This window comes from Deferrisoma sp., from assembly GCF_054681715.1.
In genome coordinates this window covers 1-16,924 of sequence record NZ_BAAHFQ010000068.1, presented here as the reverse complement: position 1 = coordinate 16,924, position 16,924 = coordinate 1, and the positions used below count along the sequence as shown (strand labels likewise).

The following is a 16,924-nucleotide window of genomic DNA, read 5'->3' as shown; positions in this document are numbered from 1 at the left end:
GCCGCCTCGGCTCGGTCCGCTGCGGCGCGTGAGGGCACGCGCCGCGGCCGCTCCCCTCGAGCCGGGCGGCCCTTGCTGCTCGGGCGTCGCGCTCCGACAACGCCCCCAGCTCCACCCGGTTGCCGGACACCCCTACGGGGGCCACGCCACAGGGCGCTGCGCTGCGCGCCCGGTTCAGCCCAGCCAGAGGGGGAGGGTCGCTGCGCTCAGGAGGGTGCTCAGGCTGATGGCGGTCGAGGCGAGCCCCGGGTCGCCCCGGAGTTCCCGGGCCATCACCAGGGTCAGGGTGGCGGTGGGGGAAGCCAGGAGCACCACGGCCGCCGTCCGCTCCACGCCCGAGGCGCCGGCCACCCCGAGGAGCACGGTGCCGAGCGCAGGTAGCGCCAGGTTTTTGAGCGCCGTGGAGGTGAGGGCCGGCACGGGGTGGCGCAGGGCCTGGAGCCCGAGGTCGGCGCCGATCAGCAAGAGCGCCAGGGGAAGCCCCATGCTCCCCAGGATCCGCAGGGTCTCCCCGGCCAGGTCCGGGAGGGGCAGGCGGAAATAGCTCCACACGAGCCCGAGAAGGCTCCCCACGATCACGGGCTGGAGCGCGATCCGCCGGGCGAGCCCCCCGAGGTCGGGCCGCTGGCCCGAAGCGGTCACGAGCGCGAGCACCGAGAGAAAGTTGTTGGCCAGCATGAAAAACGCGGCGTACACCCCGGCGAACTGTAGGCCCCGGTCCCCGAGCCCGTAGTAGGCCACGGCGAGCCCGATGTAGCCCAGGTTCGCGTGCACCGAGGCCTGCACGAAGGTCCCCCGGCTCCCGCCTCGAAGCCCCAGCACCGGGGCCAGCAGTTGGGCCAGCAGCCATACGGCGCCGATGGCCGACACGGCGGCCACGATGCCCGCGGGCCGGAACACCTCCCGGAACGGGGCGGCCGAGATCTTGAGGAAGATGAGGCAGGGCACGGCCAGGTAGTAGGCCAGGCGGTTCGCCGGCGCCCGGAATTCGGGCGGAAGGAGCCCGAGGCGCCGGCCGGCCCAGCCCACGAGGATCACCAGGAAAACGGGAAGGACGCGTAGGATCGGCGCCATGGGCCAGGTCGGGTTGGGGGGGAGGGGGAAACGGCCGGCGCGCGGGGCTTCCCGGGCTTTCTGCCTCCCAGCCTACAGGAGGTTGTACTTTTTCATCCGATACCGCAGGGCGTCGCGGGTGAGGCCGAGCATCTTGGCGGCACGGGTCTGGTTGTTCCCGGTTTTCTCGAGCGCCTGGACGATGAGCTCCCGCTCCACCTCCTCGATGTCCACGCCCTGGTCCGGAAGCACCACCACCCCCGGCTGGGGCGCGGCGCCGGAGGCCGCGGGCCTGCGCTCGGGCCCCCCGCCCTTGATCTTCCAGGGCAGGGCGTCCACCCCGATCTCGTCGCCCGTCGAGAGGATCACGGCCCGCTCCACCACGTTCCGGAGTTCCCGGATGTTGCCGGGCCAGTCGTAGCGCTGGAGGAACGCCTCGGCCTCCTCCGAGAACCCCCGGAACGAGGTCTTGAACTCCCGGTTGTAGGTCTCGAGGAAATGGTAGGCCAGGGGCAGGATGTCCTCGCGCCGCTCCCGCAACGGCGGGAGCACGATGGGCACCACGCTGAGCCGGTAGTAGAGATCCTCCCGGAACCGCTTCTCGGCGATGGCCTGCTCCAGGTCGGCGTTGGTGGCGGCGATGATCCGCACGTCCACCTCGATGTCCTCCTTGCCGCCGATCCGCTTGAAGGTGCGGTCCTCCAGGAACCGAAGGAGTTTCGCCTGGAGCCCCAGCTTCATGTCCCCGATCTCGTCCAGGAAGATCGTGCCCCCGTCCGCGAGCTCGAAGAGGCCCTTCTTCGTCTTCTTGGCGTCGGTAAACGCGCCCTTCTCGTAGCCCATGAGCTCGCTTTCCAGGAGCTCCTCGGGAAGGGCGGTGCAGTTGATCGGCATGAACGGCCGGTCGGCCCGGGGGCTTTCGTAGTGGATGGCCTGGGCGAGCACGTCCTTTCCGGTGCCGCTCTCGCCCATGAGGAGCACCGTGGTGGAGGACGACTGGGCCACCCGCCGGGCCACCGAGAGCACCTCCTTCATCCGGGCGCAGCCCGCGATGATCCGGTCGAACCCGAGCTTGTGGCCGTGCTGGGTGCGGAAGAACGCCACCTCCTGGCGCAGGCGGTTCGTCTCGAGGGCGTGGCGGACCTTGGTCTGGATCTCGGTGAGATCGAAGGGCTTCGACACGTAGTCGTAGGCCCCGAGTTTCATGGCCTTCACGGCCACGTCCACCTGGGTGGTGGCCGTGATCATGATCACCGGGGTCTCCTGGTCCACCTCCTTGATCTGCTGGAGCACCTGGATGCCGTCGATCCCCGGGAGCTTGATGTCGAGGAGCACGAGGTCCGGTGCCTCGGCCCGGAACGCCTCGAGCCCCTCCTCCCCGGTCTCGGCCGTGACGCACCGGTATCCCTCCTTCTGGAGGTTCTCCGAGAGGGACCAGCGGATCAGATATTCGTCGTCGACGATCAGCACCTTGGGCTTGGGCATGGGAGCTCCGGGGCCGGCTGCGCGGGAGAAAGGTGCGCCATTTTACGCACCCGCGGCGTGCGGAGTCAAAGCCGCCGGAGCAGGGCGAGGCACTCCAGGTGCGCCGTTTGGGGGAACATGTCGGCCGCCCGGATCCATTCCACCCGGTAGCCCCGGCCGAGGAGGAGGCCCAGGTCCCGCACCAGGGTGGGCGGGGAGCAGGAGACGTAGAGGATGTGGTCGGGGCCGAGGTCGGCCAAGGGGGCCGCGGCGTCGGCCGCGCCCTCCCGGGGCGGGTCGAGGAGGGCGAACCGCGGCCGGAACCCCTCGCGGCCCAGGCGCTCCAGGGCCCGGGCGGCCGGCTCGGCCCGGGCCTCCACGTGGGCCCAGCCAAGTTCCAGGGCGTTGCGGGCGAGGTCCTGGGCCGCCGGCGGGTAGCCCTCCACCGCCACCACCCGCCGGGCGGCTAGGGCGAGGGGAAGGGTGAAATTGCCTGCCCCGGCGTAAAGGTCGAGGGCGTCGGCGCCGCGGTAGAGGGGCGCCAGGTCCGTCACCTCGTCCACCAGGGCCTGGTTCACCCCGGGGTTCGCCTGCACGAACCCGCCGGGCCGTACCCCGTACCAGAGGTCGCGGTCGCCCGCGCGCACCCGGAACCGCATGGCTTCCGGGCCGGGGGCCAGGGGCTCCAGGGTCTCCTTGCGGCCGGCCTGGAGGTGGGCGGCCGCGATCCCGGCCGACCGGCAGAACTCCCGGAGCCGGGTCCGCTCCTCCGGGGTGGGCGGGCGAAGCAGATGGAACACGCCCCAGACGCGCCCCTCGTCGTCCACCTGGAGGTCCACCTGGGGCAGATGCCCCCTGGCGGGGGGGAACGCCTGGAGGAACGCCCGGAGCGGGCCGAGCCGCTCCCGGATCGCCGGGTGGGCGATGGGGCAGTCGTCGATCTCCACGAGCCGGTGGGTGCCCTGGGCGAAGTAGCCCACCCGGGCTCCCCCCTCGATCCACCGGACCTTCCAGCCCACGCGGTTCCGGTACCCGAACTCCCTGGGCGAGGCAAGGGGGTCGCGAAACCGGCCCTCCACCCCGTCGCCCAGGCGGGACCGGACGAACTTCCGGAAGCTCTCGGCCTTGGCCCGCCACTGCTCGGGGTAGGGAAGGTGCTGCCAGTGGCACCCGCCGCACCGGCCGAAGGCGGGGCAGGGGGGCTCCCGCCGGAGCGGCGAGGGCTCGATCACCTCCATCAGCCGGCAGACGACGTGCCGGCGCTTCTCGCGCACGGCGGCCGCGAGCACGGTGTCGCCCGGCGCCGTGAGCGGCACGAAGGCCACCTTGCCCCCGAGGTGGCCCATGCCCATTCCCCGGTCGGCCGCGGCAAAAATCCGGATCCGGTGGGTGCGTTCGGGTGGTGCGGGGGGATCGCCCATGGTAGACTCGCCGGACCAAGGCAGAGGATCGGTAGGCCGCTCGCGGCGCATACCGTACACCCCGACACCCCGGCGGGTCCACGCCGCCCCTCTTGACCAGGAACGTTTCCCGGATTGGTCCCAACCCCCCCCGATCGGCTTCCCCATGTCCGCGTCCGGCCCGGCGTGCTGGACCGCACGAGGGATCTCCTGGAATCGCTGGGCCTCCCCACGGTCTGCGAGGGCGCCCTGTGCCCGAACCGGCCCGAGTGTTACCGGCGGGGCCACGTGACCGTGCTGATCCTGGGGCGGAACTGCACCCGGCGGTGTCGGTTCTGCGCCGTGGGGAGTGGAGCCCCGGAACCCGTGGACCCGGAGGAGCCGGCCCGGGTGGCCCGGTTGGCCGCGCGCCTCGGCATGCGCCACGTGGTGGTGACCAGCGTGACCCGCGACGACCTCCCGGACGGCGGGGCGGGCCAGTACGCGGCCGTGGCCCGGGCGCTGGCCGGCCTGCCCGATGCTCCCACGGCCGAGGCCCTCGTGCCGGACTTCCGGGGCGACCCGGAGGCGATCCGCACGGTGGCCCGGGCGCCGTTCGGCGTGCTCGCCCACAACCTGGAAACGGTGCCCCGGCTCTACCCCCGGGTGCGGCCGGGGGCGGACTACGACCGGAGCCTCCATGTGCTCGCGGCCCTTGTGGGCCAGGCCCACGGGAGGCCCGTGAAAAGCGGCCTCATGCTGGGGCTCGGGGAGACGGCCGAGGAGGTCCGGGGCGTGTTGCGCGACCTGCGCTCCGCAGGGGTAACGTCGGTGTGCCTCGGCCAGTACCTGCGGCCCGGGCCCGACCGGCTGCCCGTCGAGCGGTACGTCCCGGAGGAGGAGTTCCGGGCCTGGGCCGCCGAGGCCCGGGCCCTCGGGTTCACGGAAGTGGCCAGCGGGCCGCGGGTGAGAAGTTCGTACATGGCGGGGGCGCTGGGCAGCTAGGCAGTGGCGGTCCTGTCCCTTTTGTCCCTTTGCGTCCCTTGGGTCCCTGAACCGCTTTCCCACGATTGGGGCATGGCGCCCCGTGTTTCCCTCAACCGAGGAAGGAGTCAGGCATGAAGAAGGCAGTGGTGTGGATGATGCTGGCGGGGCTCGCCCTGGGCGGACCCGCGTTTGCCGCGAACGAGGCCGGGAAGCCCCAGGTGAAGGAGGGAGCGACCCTGGGGCCCGACACCCCGATCGCGGTGGTGAACGGCCAGCCGGTCACCAAGGCCGAGTACGACCGGGCCATGGCCGCGTACCTGCGACGGTTCCGTCAGCTCACGGGTGGCATGCACGGCGGGGTGAGCCAGCCCAACGAACAGATGAAGAGCGAGGTGCTCCAGCAGCTCGTGGACCGCACGCTCCTCTACCAAGAGGCCAAGAAGAACCCGCCCGCCGACCTGGAGGCCCAGGTCGCCAAGGAGCTTGAGGCCATCAAGGGGCGGTTCCCCGACGAGGCCACCTATCAGAAGGCCCTGGAGGGCGAAAACCTGACGGAAGACGCCCTCAAGGACCTGATCGCCCAGCAGGTGCTCGTGCGGCACTACGTGGAGACCGAGATCCAGCCCGGGGTGAAGGTCTCGGACGAGGAGGTGAAGAAGTTCTACGAGGACAACAAGGACAAGTTCTCCACCCCCGAGCAGGTGAGGGCGAGCCACATCCTGATCCGGGCCGACGCCTCCCAGCCGGAGGCCGAGCGCAACGCCGCCCGGGAGAAGGCCGAGGCCCTCCAGAAGCGGGCGGCCGCCGGCGAGGATTTCGCCACCCTGGCCAAGGAGAACTCCGAGGACCCGGGCAGCGCCCCCAACGGCGGGGACCTTGGGTTCTTCACCCGGGAGCGGATGGTGAAGCCCTTCGCCGACGCGGCCTTTGCCCTGGAAACCGGGAAGATCAGCGACGTGGTCGAAACCCGGTTTGGGTACCACGTGATCAAGGTGACCGACCGCAAGGAGGCCACCCAGCACGGGTTCGACGAGGTCAAAGACAACATCGCCGAGTACCTCAAGGCCAAGGCCCTCGACGAGGCCGTGCAGGCGAAGCTGGCCGAGTTGCGGAAATCGGCCAAGGTGGACGTGGTGGCCCCCCACCTCTAGGGGGCGGGCGAACCGGACGAACGAAAACGGGCGGCCCCTCGGGGCCGCCCGTTCTTATGCCTCGGAAGGACCTCGGTGCTACTTCACCGCGTCCTTGAAGCTCTTGCCCGGGGTGAACCGGGGGCTCTTGCTCGCGGGGATGTCGATGGTCTGGCCGGTCTGGGGGTTGCGGCCCTTGCGGGCGGCGCGCTCGGTCACCGCGAAGGTGCCGAACCCGGTGATGGCCACCTTGTCGCCCTTCTTCAGGGCCTCCTCGGTGGTGGCGATAAACGCGTCGAGCAGGGCCTCAGCCTCCTTGGCCTTGAGCCCGGCCTTCACGGCGATCTCCTGGAGCAGTTCGGCCTTGTTCATGGGGCATCCTCCTTGGTTGGAAGGGGGGAAGGGCTACGGGGCCAACGAACGGCCCGACTTTACCTTTCCGTTTGGCGAAACTCAAGGGGTTTGCTGGCAAAAACGCCGTTTTCAGCGCCAGGGGGGCGAAAAAGGGGCTCCGGCACCCCCTGGCGCCGCAGTTCCTCGACGAAGAGTTCCTGGACGTCCCGGGCTCCCGGCGAGGCGAGGAGCTGGGGCACGAGGCGGCGAAGCCCCTCCAGGCGCACGGTCTGCACGAGCCGCCGGATGCGGGGTAGGGCCCCCGGGCTCACCGAAAGCTCGGTGATGCCGAGCCCGAGGAGCGCCGCGGCGCCCAGGGGCAGGCTTGCCATCTCGCCGCACACCGACACCGGCTTTCCGAACCGCCGCCCCGCCTCCGCCACCCGGGCCAGCATGGCGAGCACCGCCGGGTGGAGCGGGGTGTACAGGTGCGCCACCCGGGGGTTCGCCCGGTCCACCGCCAGGACGTACTGCACCAGATCGTTCGTTCCCACCGAGAAGAAATCGGCCCGCTCGGCCAGCCGGTCGAGGAGCAGCACGGCCGAGGGGACCTCCACCATGATGCCCACCGGGACCTCGGGCACCTCCATGCCCCGCGCCTCCAGGCTCCTTCGCTCCTCCGCCAGGATCTCGAGGGCCCGGTCCAGTTCCTCCACCGTGGAGATCATCGGGAACACGATCCGCAGGGGCCCGTGGCGCGCCGCCCGCAGAAGGGCCCGCAGCTGGATCCGGAACGGCTCGTCCATCTCGAGGCTCACCCGGATCGAACGCCATCCGAGGTGCGGGTTCTCCTCCCGGGGGAGCCTGAGGTACGGCAGGCTTTTGTCGCCCCCCACGTCCAGGGTGCGAAGCGTCGCCGTGCGGCCGCCGAGGGCCTCGAGGATGCGCCGGTAGATCTCCACCTGCTCGTCCTCGTCGGGAAAGCGCTCCCGGACGAGAAAGGGAAACTCGGTCCGGTAGAGGCCCACTCCCTCCCCCCCGGCCTCCAGGATCCGGGCCACATCGCTCAGGAGGGCCGCGTTGCCCCACAGGCGCACCCGGACCCCGTCCCGGGTGACGGCGGGTTCCGAGAGGTGCGCCAGGAGCTCCGATCTGAGCTCCTGGGCGTCGGCCTCCAGGCGCTCGTACTCCCGCACCACCGTGTCGGGCGGATCGAAATAGACGACGCCGGCGTTCCCGTCGGCGATGGTTTGGGTTCCGGGCTCCACGTGGGGCAGCCGGCCCACCCCCATCACGGCCGGGATCCCGGCCGAGCGGCAAAGGATCGCCGTGTGGGAGTTCCGGCCGCCCTCGGCGAGCACCACCCCCACGAGGTTGGGCTGCAGGAGCTGAACGAACCGGGACGGGATGAGATCGTCGGCCACCACCACGGTGGGCTCCCGGAACCGGGCCGGCCGGGGCGGGGGGCCATCGCCCCGCAGATGGCCGAGCACCCGCAGGGCCACGTCCCGCACGTCGGCGGCCCGCTCCCGCAGGTAGGGATCCTCCAGCTTGAGGAAGGCGCCGATGTACTCCCGGGCCACCTCCACCACGGCCCGGCTGGCGGACGTCCCCGTCCGGACCCGCTCCTTGATCTTGTCGCGCAGCGTCCGGTCCTCGAGGATCAAGAGGTGGGCGTGGAAGATGGCGCCCTCCTCCTTGGAGAGCGCCCGGGTGACCTGGTCCCGGAGGGCCTCGACCTCGGCCACGCTCGCCTCCACCGCCTTCTCGAGCCGGGCCATCTCCTGGTCGGGGTCCTCCGGGGCGTCGTCCGGGGGCGGCTCCAGGCCGAGCTCCTCGGCCAGGGGATAGGCCGTCCCCCGGGCATAGCCCGGCGAAACCGCGATGCCCCGCAGGAACGCGGCGGCCGGGGGCGGCGCGGGAGGCTCGGACGCGGCCCGGGCCCGGGCGTCGAGGAGGCTCGCGTTGGCGATCAACGGCGCCACCTGGCTTGCCGCCGTGACCAGGAGCCGCACCTCGTCGGGCGTGAACCGCCTCGCCTCGGCGGTCTGCACCGCCAGAACCCCGATGGGCTGGCGCCGGTGGATCAGGGGCACGCCGAGGTACGAGCGGAACCTCTCCTCGCCGATGCCCGGAAAGAACTTGAACCGCGGGTGCCGGTCGGCCTTCTCCTCGTTCACCGGAAGGCCGGTCTCGAAGGCGAGCCCCGTGAGCCCCTCGTTCACCCCCATCCGGATCCGGCCCACGGCCGATCGGTCGAGGCCATGGGTCGCCCGCAGCACGAGCTCTCCGTCCTCGTGGAGGTACACGGAACACACCTCGACCCCCAGGCGTTCCCGCAGGAGCCCGGTGATCGCGTCCAGGGTTTCCCTGAGGTCGTGGCACGACACCACGATGCGGGAGAGGTCTTCCAGCAAGATGAGCTTTTCGCTTTCGGTGACCACTGGGTCTCGGTCCTCTTGTTGCTCTCGTATGGTGTCAGGTCTTCTCTTTTGTCTACGACTTATTGCAGCGGCCAATGTTTGGGTCCACTGACCTCCACGCTCTGGGCTTCCTTTCCGGGTTCCTCCGAGCCGACGCAAGGGGCGGCGGCGCCCCTGCCGGTTGCCGGGCCGGGGGATTCAACCCCGGCGGCCAGGGGCCCGGGCGGCCTATCTCGAGATGCAAGATCGGGTCCCTTGGCGCGGCTTCCGCCCGTGGGGCCGCCCACGGCCCCGGTTCCGGGTGGCCGTCTTCCGGTCAGGGAGCGGGGTGGGCGATTTCGCGCAGGAGCCCCTCCAGTTCCCGCGCCGTGTGGGGTGCCCGCCGGGGATCCCGGCGAAGCTCGTCCCGAAGCCTCGCCAGGTCCTCGGGGGTGTCCACGTCGGGCAACGCCGGGAATCGGGTGACCCGAAATCCGGCTCCTTCCAACGCCTCGATCGTTTGGGAAAGGACGGCGGGCGTCGACCAGGCGATGCCCCGGAACGCGGCGGGGCAGGGGGAGCCCAGGGCCAGGGCCACGTAGCCCCCGTCCTCGGCGGGGATGACCGAGGCGGTCCGGGGGGTGCCGGCGGACGCAAACAGCCGGCCCAGGTGCTCCACCCCGAGGAACGGGCAGTCCGTGCCGATCACCCCCACGGTCCGCGCCCCTTCCCGGAACGCGCGGGCGGCGGCTCGCTCCAGGCGGTCCCCGAGATCGCCCGTTCCCTGGGGCCAGACCTCCCGGCCTCGGAAGGCGGGATGGTCCGGGTCGCCGTCCACGACCCATGTGGTGCGGCCCCCGGGCCACGACCCCACGGCGGTCGCCACGTCCCGGAGCATCGCGGCATACAGCCGCGCGGCCCCTGTCGCCCCGAGGAGCGGTATGGTCCGGGTCTTCACTTTTGTTGGTTGTGGTTCTTTTGCAAAAACCAAAAGATGCAACATGGCCTAAGGAGAATGTTTCCTGAGTACACGGAGTCCGGTGCAGCCCCGACGGCTCTTCGTCCCCGACGGGGGCGCGTGCTATCCTACCGGCTCTTTTCGGAAGGGGCCAGGAGGCGCCATGGAACGGGCCGGAGAATCGCGCAGGGAAGAGGGCCGCCGGATCGCCCGGGCGGCCGGGATCGTGTCGGCGGCCACCGGTCTCTCCCGGGTGCTCGGGGTGGTCCGCGACGTGGTGCTCGCCTGGGCGTTCGGGGCCGGCGGGGCGCTCGACGCCTTCTTCGTGGCGTTCCGGCTGCCCAACACCCTGCGGCGGCTCTTTGCCGAGGGCAGCCTCACGGTGGCCTTCGTGCCGGTGTTTGTGGAGGTGACCGAGCGGGAGGGGAGGGCCGCTGCCGGTCGTTTGGGGTGCCGGGCCTTGACACTTCTGGGGATCGTACTGGCCGGCGTGAGCGCCCTGGGTGTGGCCGGCGCCCCCTGGATCGTGCGGGCCACGGCGGCCGGGTTCGGCCGGGATCCGGCCAAGTTCGCCCTCACCGTGGAGCTCACCCGGTGGGTGTTTCCGTACATCGGGCTCATCGGGCTCACCGCTCTGGCCGGCGGCATGCTCAACGCCTGGGGGGTGTTCGGCCCCCCCGCGCTCGCGCCGGTGGTGCTGAACGTGTGCCTGATCGGCGCCGCCCTGGGGCTGGCGCGGCTCCTGGATCCGCCGGTGCTGGCCCTGGCGGTGGGCGTGCTCGCGGGCGGGGTGTGGCAGTTGGCGCTCCAGGTGCGGGCCCTGGGGCGGCTGGGGTTTCGGTTTCGGCCGGCCTGGGCACCGGGCGACCCCCACATCCGCCGGATCGTGCGGCTCATGGGCCCCACGGTGTTCGGGGTCGCGGTGTACCAGGTGAACATCCTGGTGAGCACGTTCCTGGCGTCGTGGCTCCCCGACGGCAGCGTGTCGTACCTCTACTACGCCGAACGGCTGTTCCAGCTCCCCCTGGGGCTTTTCGCCGTGGCCATCGGCACGGCCTCGCTCCCCAGCCTGAGCCGGCTCGTGGCCCGGGGCGACCGGGAGGGGTTCCGGAGCACCCTGGAGGAGGCCCTGGCCATGACCGCGCTCGTGGTGCTGCCGGCCGGAGCGGGGCTGGCCGTTTTGGCGGGTCCCATCGTGGGGGCCCTGTTCGGCCGGGGGGCCTTCGACCCGGCGAGCGTGGAGGCCACCGCCGGGGCGCTGGTGGCCTACGCGGCGGCGCTGGCCCCCGTGGCGGCCGTGCGGGTGTTGGCCCCGGCCTTCTACAGCCTGGCCGACACGAAAACCCCGGTGAAGGCCTCGTGGTGGGCGTTCTGGGTGAACCTGGCGGCGAGCCTGGCCCTCATGGGGCCGCTCCGGCACGTGGGGCTGGCGCTCGCCACCGCGGTGTCGAGCGCCTTCAACGCGGGGTACCTGGCCTGGGCCTTAAGCCGCCGGGGCGAGGGACTGCGGCTGCGGGCCCTGGGGCGGCGGCTGGGCCCGATGGCCCTGGCCGCGGTTGGCATGGCGGGGTTGGTCGCCGCGGGGCGGCCGTGGCTGCCGGCCGGGGGGATCCTGGGGCTCTTAGGGGTGCTCGGGCTCGTGGCCGTCGGGGTCGGGGCCTACCTCGGGCTCGCCCGGGCCCTCGGGGTCCGGGAGGTGGCCATCCTCCTCGGGGTGGTCCGACGGCGTCTCGGCCGGGCCTGATCCTCGCTTGGCCTCCTGCCACAGGACCTCGAGTTCGTCGAGCGAGGCCTCGGACGGCCGGCGGCCCCGGGCGGCCAGCGCGGCCTCCACCGCCGCGAACCGGCGCAGGAACTTCTCCACCGTGCCGTGGAGGGCCTGCTCGGCGTCCACCTCCAGGTGGCGGCCCAGGTTCACCAGCGCGAACAGGAGGTCCCCGAGTTCCTCGGCCGCGGCCGCGCGGTCGCCCTCGGCCATGGCCCGGCGCAGCTCGCCGAGCTCCTCGTCCACCTTTTCGAGCACCTCGTCGGCTCGGCTCCAGTCGAACCCCACGCCGGCCGCCTTTTCCGAGACCCGGCGGGCCCGGTGGAGGGCCGGGAGCCGGCGGGGCACGCCCTCGAGGGTGCCCCGGTCCCCCTTCTCCTTCGCCTTGATCCGGGCCCACGAGGCGGCCACCTCGTCCGGGGTGTCGGCCCGCGCCTCCCCGAACACGTGGGGGTGGCGGCGCACGAGCTTCTCGCAGATCTCCGTGAGGCTGTCGGCCACGGTGAACCCCCCCTCCTCCCGGGCCATCTGGGCCAGGAGCGCCACCTCCAGGAGCACGTCCCCGAGCTCCTCCCGAAGCCCGGCCCGGTCGCCCCGCTCCACGGCCTCCTGGACCTCGTAGGCTTCCTCCACCAGGTAGGGGGCGATGGTCTCCGGGGTCTGCTTCCGGTCCCAGGGGCACCCGTCGGGCGCCCGGAGCCGCTCGACGATCTCCAGGAGCCGCAGGAACCGCTCCGCCGTGTCGTCGGGAAGGGGTAGGGACATCGGGGGCCTCCTTGGGGTAAAGTGCGGCCGGTAGTCTAAAGGCTGGGAGGCTGGGAGGCCAGGAGGCTGGAAGGCCGATGACGCGGGATGCGACCCGCCGCCCGGTCAGCGGCTGCGGTCCCTGGCCCGTCCTAACGTCCTCACGTCCCAACGTCCTCACGTCAGACCGGAGAGGCCCATGGCCGATTTCCTTCAGACCGGACCCGTCACCACGATCCAGGCCCTCACGGGCCACGACCCGGCCCGGTGGGAGACCGCCCTCGGCGAGGCGGCCCGGAGCCGGCCGGTGGCCCTCGTGCTCCCGTGCCTCTACTCCGAGTTGGCCGGGCCGGCGCTGCCGCGCATCCTGGAGCGGCTCGAAGGGGTGGGGTATCTGTCCGAGATCGTGGTGACCCTGGGCGTGGCCGACGAGGCCCAGTTCCGCCACGCCCGCCAGGTGTTCTCGCGGCTCCCCGGCCGGGTGCGGATCGTGTGGAACGACGGCCCCCGGATCGCGGCGGTCAAGGAGCGCATCCGGCGGGCCGGGTTCACCCTGGGCGAGCCGGGCAAGGGGCTCGCGGCCTGGATGGCCTACGGGTACCTTCTGGCCGGCGAGCGGCCCCCGGCGGCCATCGCGCTCCACGACACCGACATCGTGACCTACGAGCGGGAGCTTCTCGACCGCCTGGTCCTGCCCGTGGCGCACCCGGAGCTCGGGTACGCCTTCGCCAAGGGGTACTACGCCCGGGTGACCGACCGGCTCCACGGCCGGGTCTGCCGGCTCTTCGTGGGGCCGCTCCTCGAGGCCGGTTCGCGGCTGGTGGGCGATCACCCGCTCCTCCGGTTCCTCCGGGCGTTCCGCTACCCCCTGGCCGGGGAGTTCGCCATGGAGGCCCGGCTGGCCCGGGAGGCCCGGATCCCGGGCGACTGGGGCCTCGAGGTGGGGACCCTGGTGGAGGCCTGGCGGATCGCCGGGGAACGGGGCGCCTGCCAGGTGGACCTGGCGATCCCCTACGACCACAAGCACCAGGCCACGGGAGAGGGCGGGGCGCGGCCCGCGGGCCTCGTGCGCATGGCCCGGGAGATCGCGCTCACGCTCCTGCGGGCCCTGGCGGAGGAGGGGGTGGTGCTGGGGGAGGGGGAACTGCGGGCGCTGCCCCTGGCCTACCGCCACCAGGGGCGCGAGGCGGTCCGCCGGTACGCCCACCTGGCCGCGGCCAACGGCCTGGGTTTCGACCGCCGGGCCGAATTGGGCCTCGTGGATATCTTCGCCGCGGTGCTCGAAGACGCCGGCCAGGGGTTCCGGGAGGACCCCGCGGGGACCCCGCCGATCCCCTCGTGGGCCGAGGTGCTGGCGAGCGTGCCCGACGTGGGCCCGATGCTCCGGGAGGCGGTGGAGGCCGACGGGGAGGTCGGAGGGGGGTAACCGCGGCGGGTGGGCGTTGGGGGGCCAGGGGAGAAAGGTGTTCGACGGTTCCTGGGAGGGGGCGCTTGTGCCCGTGGCCGCTGCCCTACGCCGTTTCGTCCACCAGGAGCCCGAGGTGGGAACGGAGGCGGGCGAACCAGCGGGGCAGGTCCGCGGGGTCGAGGGGGGCGGAGGGCAGGGGGGAGGGCAGGGCCCCGGGGAGCCCCGACAGGGTCAGGAAGAGAGAGCCCTCCTCCTCGGCGAGGTGCACCCGCACCCCGGACCCTTCGGCCTCGAGGTCGCGGTTGAGCTCCTCCACCGCCTCGGCCAGGGCCTCCTCCCAGGCCGCCCAGCGGTCCGCGGCCTCTTCGCCGCCTTCTTCCCCCCGCTCCTCGCGGCGCCGGCGGAACACCCGGATCCGGGTGCCGCCGGGCTCCACGGGCCGGGGGGCTGCGGTGCCGTACACGTAGGGGTAGTCGGGCATGGCGGTATTCGGTGCGAGAAGGCTGGAAAGCTAGAAAGCTAGAAGGCTAAAAGCCCAGTCATCCCATTGTCGTGGCAGGGAATTCCCCTGCGGTGACGACCTCATCAGGGCCGGAGTGTAACGCACCAAATCGGGCCCATCCTGTCCTCTGTCCTCCGAATTCCGACACCCGATCACCATACTGCGTTGGGGAACGTGCAGGTGGCAAAATCGCGGCCGACGAATTTGTACATCTGGGGGGCCATCCAGCGCCGGCCCAGCACCCCGTCGTGGATCGCCCACGACCGGCCCCGGATCGTGTCGGCCATCCAGGGCATCCGAAACGGCCGGGATCCGTCCATGCGGGCCCGGAGCACCCCCCCGGGCAGAAACTGCCGGTGGATCCACTCCATGTCCTCCTGGCCCGAGGCGTAGGTGAACCCGTACTGCTCGTACTTGATGGCGTTGTGGTACGCCAGGGGCGCCACGTAGAGGATCTCGACGCCGAGGAACCGGCAGAACGCCTCGACGTTTGCGATGAGGTGCCGGAACATCCGCAGCCCCGGCCGCACCTGGTTCGGGGCGAGGCCGGCCGCCAGCGCCCGGATCTCCTCCCGGAGGTTGCGCACCGTCGAGCCCAGGGGAATCGGGTTGCCCTTCGGGTCCCGGTCCACGTGGAACCGGGGGCCGTGGATGTCGTTGATCACGATCCACGAGGCCTCGATGTGGCCCAGGTAGGTATCCGTGAGCTCGAGGGTCAGGGCCGGGTCTTCACATTCTATCTCCGGCCACACCTCGATGCGCACCGCGTTTTCCCCGGGAACCTCCAGACACCGAAAAGTCCCATCTGGTCCCTCGGACCACCTCTCCGGCAGCGCAAGCCCGTAGTGCCGGAGCAGCGGCTCGGGTACCACCCGGGCCAGGGCCCGGTGCCGCTCCTCGGGCGGGGCCTCCCAGAGGTCCCGGATGCTTCGCGGTCCGCCCCGGTCGGGTGCCGTGCCCGTGTGCCCACCGCCCATGGCCCGCTCCCCTACCCCGTGGGCGAGGAAGGCTCCGCCGACGCCGCCGGAAACGACAGGCGGAACCGGGTGCCCTCACCGGGCCGGGAGAGAACCTCCACCCCGGCCCCGCAGGCCTGGGCCAGGCGGTGGGTGAGCGCGAGCCCGAGACCCATCCCCGGTGTCTGTCCCGCGGATTTCCCCCGCCGGAACGGCTCGAACAGGTGGGGGAGGTCTTCGGGGTCGATGCCGCGGCCGTTGTCGGCGACCTCCAGGACCACCCGGTCGCCCTGGGGCTCGAAGGCGATCCGCGCCCAGCGCTCCGGCTTGGAGGGGTCGGCGTAGCGGATGGCGTTGGCCAGGAGGTTCTGGACGATCTGGAAAAGCTTCGCCCGCTCGCACCGGATCGGGGGGGCGCTCCCCGGCAGCTCGATCCGGACCCCGGCCTCGTCGGCCTCTGCGGCCAGGTGCTCGGCCGCGAGCCGCACGAGGGGCAGGGGGTCGAGGTCGTGGAGCTCCCCGGCGGGCCGGCTGGCCCGGGAGAGCTCCCGCAGGCCGTCCACCATCTCGTTCAGGAGATCCGCCGAGGTCCGGATGCGCTCGAGGAACATGCGGTGGCGCTCGTCGAGCTCGGGGCCGGCCGAGCGGGCGAGGAGGTCGGCGAATCCCTTCAGGCTCACCAGCGGGGTTTTGAGGTCGTGGGCGAGCCGCGAGGCGAAGGCGTCGAGCTCCCGGTTCCGCTCCTCCAGGAGCCGCTGGCGCTCCCTCGCCCCGGTTTCGTCGATGAAAACCTCGATGCACCCGAGGTACCGGCCCCCCGGGCCGCGCACCGGCCCCACGGTGCGCACGAGATGCCGTCGCTCGGGCCGGGCCACCTCGACGGCCTCGCTCCAGGAGTCGAGGGAGCAGGCCTCGGGGTCGGCCGGGTTCTGGAGGATGCCCCGGGGGTCGGCGAGGTTTCGGCTGAGGGCCTCGGCCAGCTCGGCGTAGGGCCGGCCCACGAAGGGGCGGGGGTCCACCCCGAGGAGGGTCTCGATCCGCCGGTTGGCGAACCGGACCCGGCCCTCCACGTCCACGAACACGATGGCCGCCGGCGAGGCGTTCAGCAGGCTCGCCAGCACCGCGGCGTACTCGTCGCGCTCCCGGCGGGCCGTCTCGGCCAGGGTGACGTCCTGGATCATGACGCACAGGTACCCCTCGCCCGGGGCGACGGTCACCGGGAACGCCACCCCGCTCAGGATCCGTACCGGGCCCCGGAGGCCGGCCCGCACGGGGTCCCAGGGAAAGGGCGGCAGCTCCACCCACTCGCCCCCCCGGGCCCGTTCGAGGAGGTGGCGCACCCCGGCCTCGGCCAGTTGGGGGTCCTCGAAGGGCCGGTAGCGTCGCAGGCGCTCCAGGTCCTCGGGGTGGGACTCCATGCGCTCCAGGGCCGGGTTCCAGCGGATCGGCCGGCCTCCCTCGTCCAGGATCAGGATGGCAAAGGGGTTGTTGGTGAGGAAACTTTCGAGGAGCACCTCGGCCCGATGCCGCTCCTCGGCCAGCCGGGCCTTTTCGGCGGCGCGGCGGATCCGGCGGGCCAGGTCGGCCGGGTTGCGGAGGGCCACCTCCTTGGTCACGTAGTCGGCCACGCCCTCGAGGAACGACTGGCGGGCAAGCTCCTCGCTGCCGTGGTTCGTCACCAGGAGGAACGGGGCCGAAAGCGCCTCGGCCCGGGCCCGGCGCAGGAGATCGAGCCCCGTCTCGCCCCCCAACCAGAAGTCGCACAGCACCACGTCGGCCCCCCGGTCCCGGAGGTGACCGAGGGCCTCCTCCACCGACCCGGCCTCCGCGAACCCGAGCTCCG

At 72.2% G+C, this 16,924-nt stretch carries 13 protein-coding genes and 1 pseudogene; 4 read left to right on the top strand and 10 right to left on the bottom strand.

The annotated features are described in order from the left end of the window. Positions 1-174: 174 nt before the first annotated feature. The 3 genes from ACY0I8_RS10770 to ACY0I8_RS10760 all read right to left on the bottom strand — a co-directional run bounded on the left by ACY0I8_RS10770 (position 175) and on the right by ACY0I8_RS10760 (position 3,938). Complete coding sequence (locus tag ACY0I8_RS10770; protein WP_461394746.1) at positions 175-1,074, bottom strand: AEC family transporter; 900 nt, start codon at positions 1,072-1,074, stop codon at positions 175-177. Positions 1,075-1,146: 72 nt separating this feature from the next. Then, positions 1,147-2,538, bottom strand: a complete 1,392-nt coding sequence (locus tag ACY0I8_RS10765; protein WP_459941412.1) for a sigma-54-dependent transcriptional regulator — start codon at positions 2,536-2,538, stop codon at positions 1,147-1,149. Between the two features lie 65 nt (positions 2,539-2,603). Continuing rightward, positions 2,604-3,938 carry a class I SAM-dependent RNA methyltransferase gene (locus ACY0I8_RS10760; RefSeq protein ID WP_461394745.1) on the bottom strand — a complete coding sequence of 445 codons (1,335 nt, stop codon included), beginning with the start codon at positions 3,936-3,938 and terminating at the stop codon, positions 2,604-2,606. Between the two features lie 114 nt (positions 3,939-4,052). On the opposite strand from ACY0I8_RS10760, the gene ACY0I8_RS10755 reads away from it, so the two are divergent. Continuing rightward, a complete protein-coding gene (locus ACY0I8_RS10755; RefSeq protein ID WP_461394744.1) occupies positions 4,053-4,901 on the top strand; it encodes a lipoyl synthase in 849 nt (282 codons plus the stop codon). Between the two features lie 113 nt (positions 4,902-5,014). Continuing rightward, positions 5,015-6,034 (top strand): peptidylprolyl isomerase, encoded by a 1,020-nt coding sequence (locus ACY0I8_RS10750; RefSeq protein ID WP_459941409.1) that lies wholly within the window; start codon positions 5,015-5,017, stop codon positions 6,032-6,034. Positions 6,035-6,112: 78 nt separating this feature from the next. On the opposite strand, the gene ACY0I8_RS10745 is transcribed toward ACY0I8_RS10750, so the two are convergent. From ACY0I8_RS10745 to ACY0I8_RS10735, 3 genes are all read right to left on the bottom strand, one after another. Further along, positions 6,113-6,385: an HU family DNA-binding protein gene (locus tag ACY0I8_RS10745; protein ID WP_459941408.1), complete on the bottom strand. Its 273-nt coding sequence runs from the start codon at positions 6,383-6,385 to the stop codon at positions 6,113-6,115. Positions 6,386-6,444: 59 nt separating this feature from the next. Beyond that, positions 6,445-8,790 (bottom strand): phosphoenolpyruvate--protein phosphotransferase, encoded by a 2,346-nt coding sequence (gene ptsP / locus ACY0I8_RS10740; RefSeq protein WP_461394743.1) that lies wholly within the window; start codon positions 8,788-8,790, stop codon positions 6,445-6,447. 295 nt (positions 8,791-9,085) lie between these two features. Further along, positions 9,086-9,751: a TIGR04282 family arsenosugar biosynthesis glycosyltransferase gene (locus ACY0I8_RS10735; protein ID WP_461394742.1), complete on the bottom strand. Its 666-nt coding sequence runs from the start codon at positions 9,749-9,751 to the stop codon at positions 9,086-9,088. A gap of 118 nt (positions 9,752-9,869) precedes the next feature. Between ACY0I8_RS10735 and murJ the strand changes: the two are divergent. Beyond that, positions 9,870-11,354 (top strand): annotated as a pseudogene (murJ, locus tag ACY0I8_RS10730) (murein biosynthesis integral membrane protein MurJ); the annotation flags it as partial. Here murJ and mazG read toward each other — a convergent pair. Next, the gene (gene mazG, locus ACY0I8_RS10725; RefSeq protein WP_461394741.1) at positions 11,328-12,236 is read right to left on the bottom strand and encodes a nucleoside triphosphate pyrophosphohydrolase; all 909 of its coding nucleotides are present in this window, start codon (positions 12,234-12,236) and stop codon (positions 11,328-11,330) included. The pseudogene murJ and the gene mazG overlap by 27 nt on opposite strands. 178 nt (positions 12,237-12,414) lie before the next feature. Between mazG and ACY0I8_RS10720 the strand changes: the two genes are divergently transcribed. After that, positions 12,415-13,641, top strand: coding sequence for a glycosyltransferase family protein (locus tag ACY0I8_RS10720; RefSeq protein WP_459941404.1), 1,227 nt, complete (start codon positions 12,415-12,417; stop codon positions 13,639-13,641). 85 nt (positions 13,642-13,726) lie between these two features. Here the strand turns inward: ACY0I8_RS10720 and ACY0I8_RS10715 are convergent, their stop codons facing one another. The 3 genes from ACY0I8_RS10715 to ACY0I8_RS10705 all read right to left on the bottom strand — a co-directional run. Beyond that, positions 13,727-14,104 (bottom strand): hypothetical protein, encoded by a 378-nt coding sequence (locus ACY0I8_RS10715; RefSeq protein WP_461394740.1) that lies wholly within the window; start codon positions 14,102-14,104, stop codon positions 13,727-13,729. A 173-nt stretch (positions 14,105-14,277) separates the two neighbouring features. Further along, complete coding sequence (locus ACY0I8_RS10710) at positions 14,278-15,102, bottom strand: hypothetical protein (protein WP_461394739.1); 825 nt, start codon at positions 15,100-15,102, stop codon at positions 14,278-14,280. Between the two features lie 11 nt (positions 15,103-15,113). Next, positions 15,114-16,924: sensor histidine kinase (locus tag ACY0I8_RS10705; RefSeq protein ID WP_461394738.1), on the bottom strand; the 1,811-nt coding region annotated here is incomplete at its 5' end.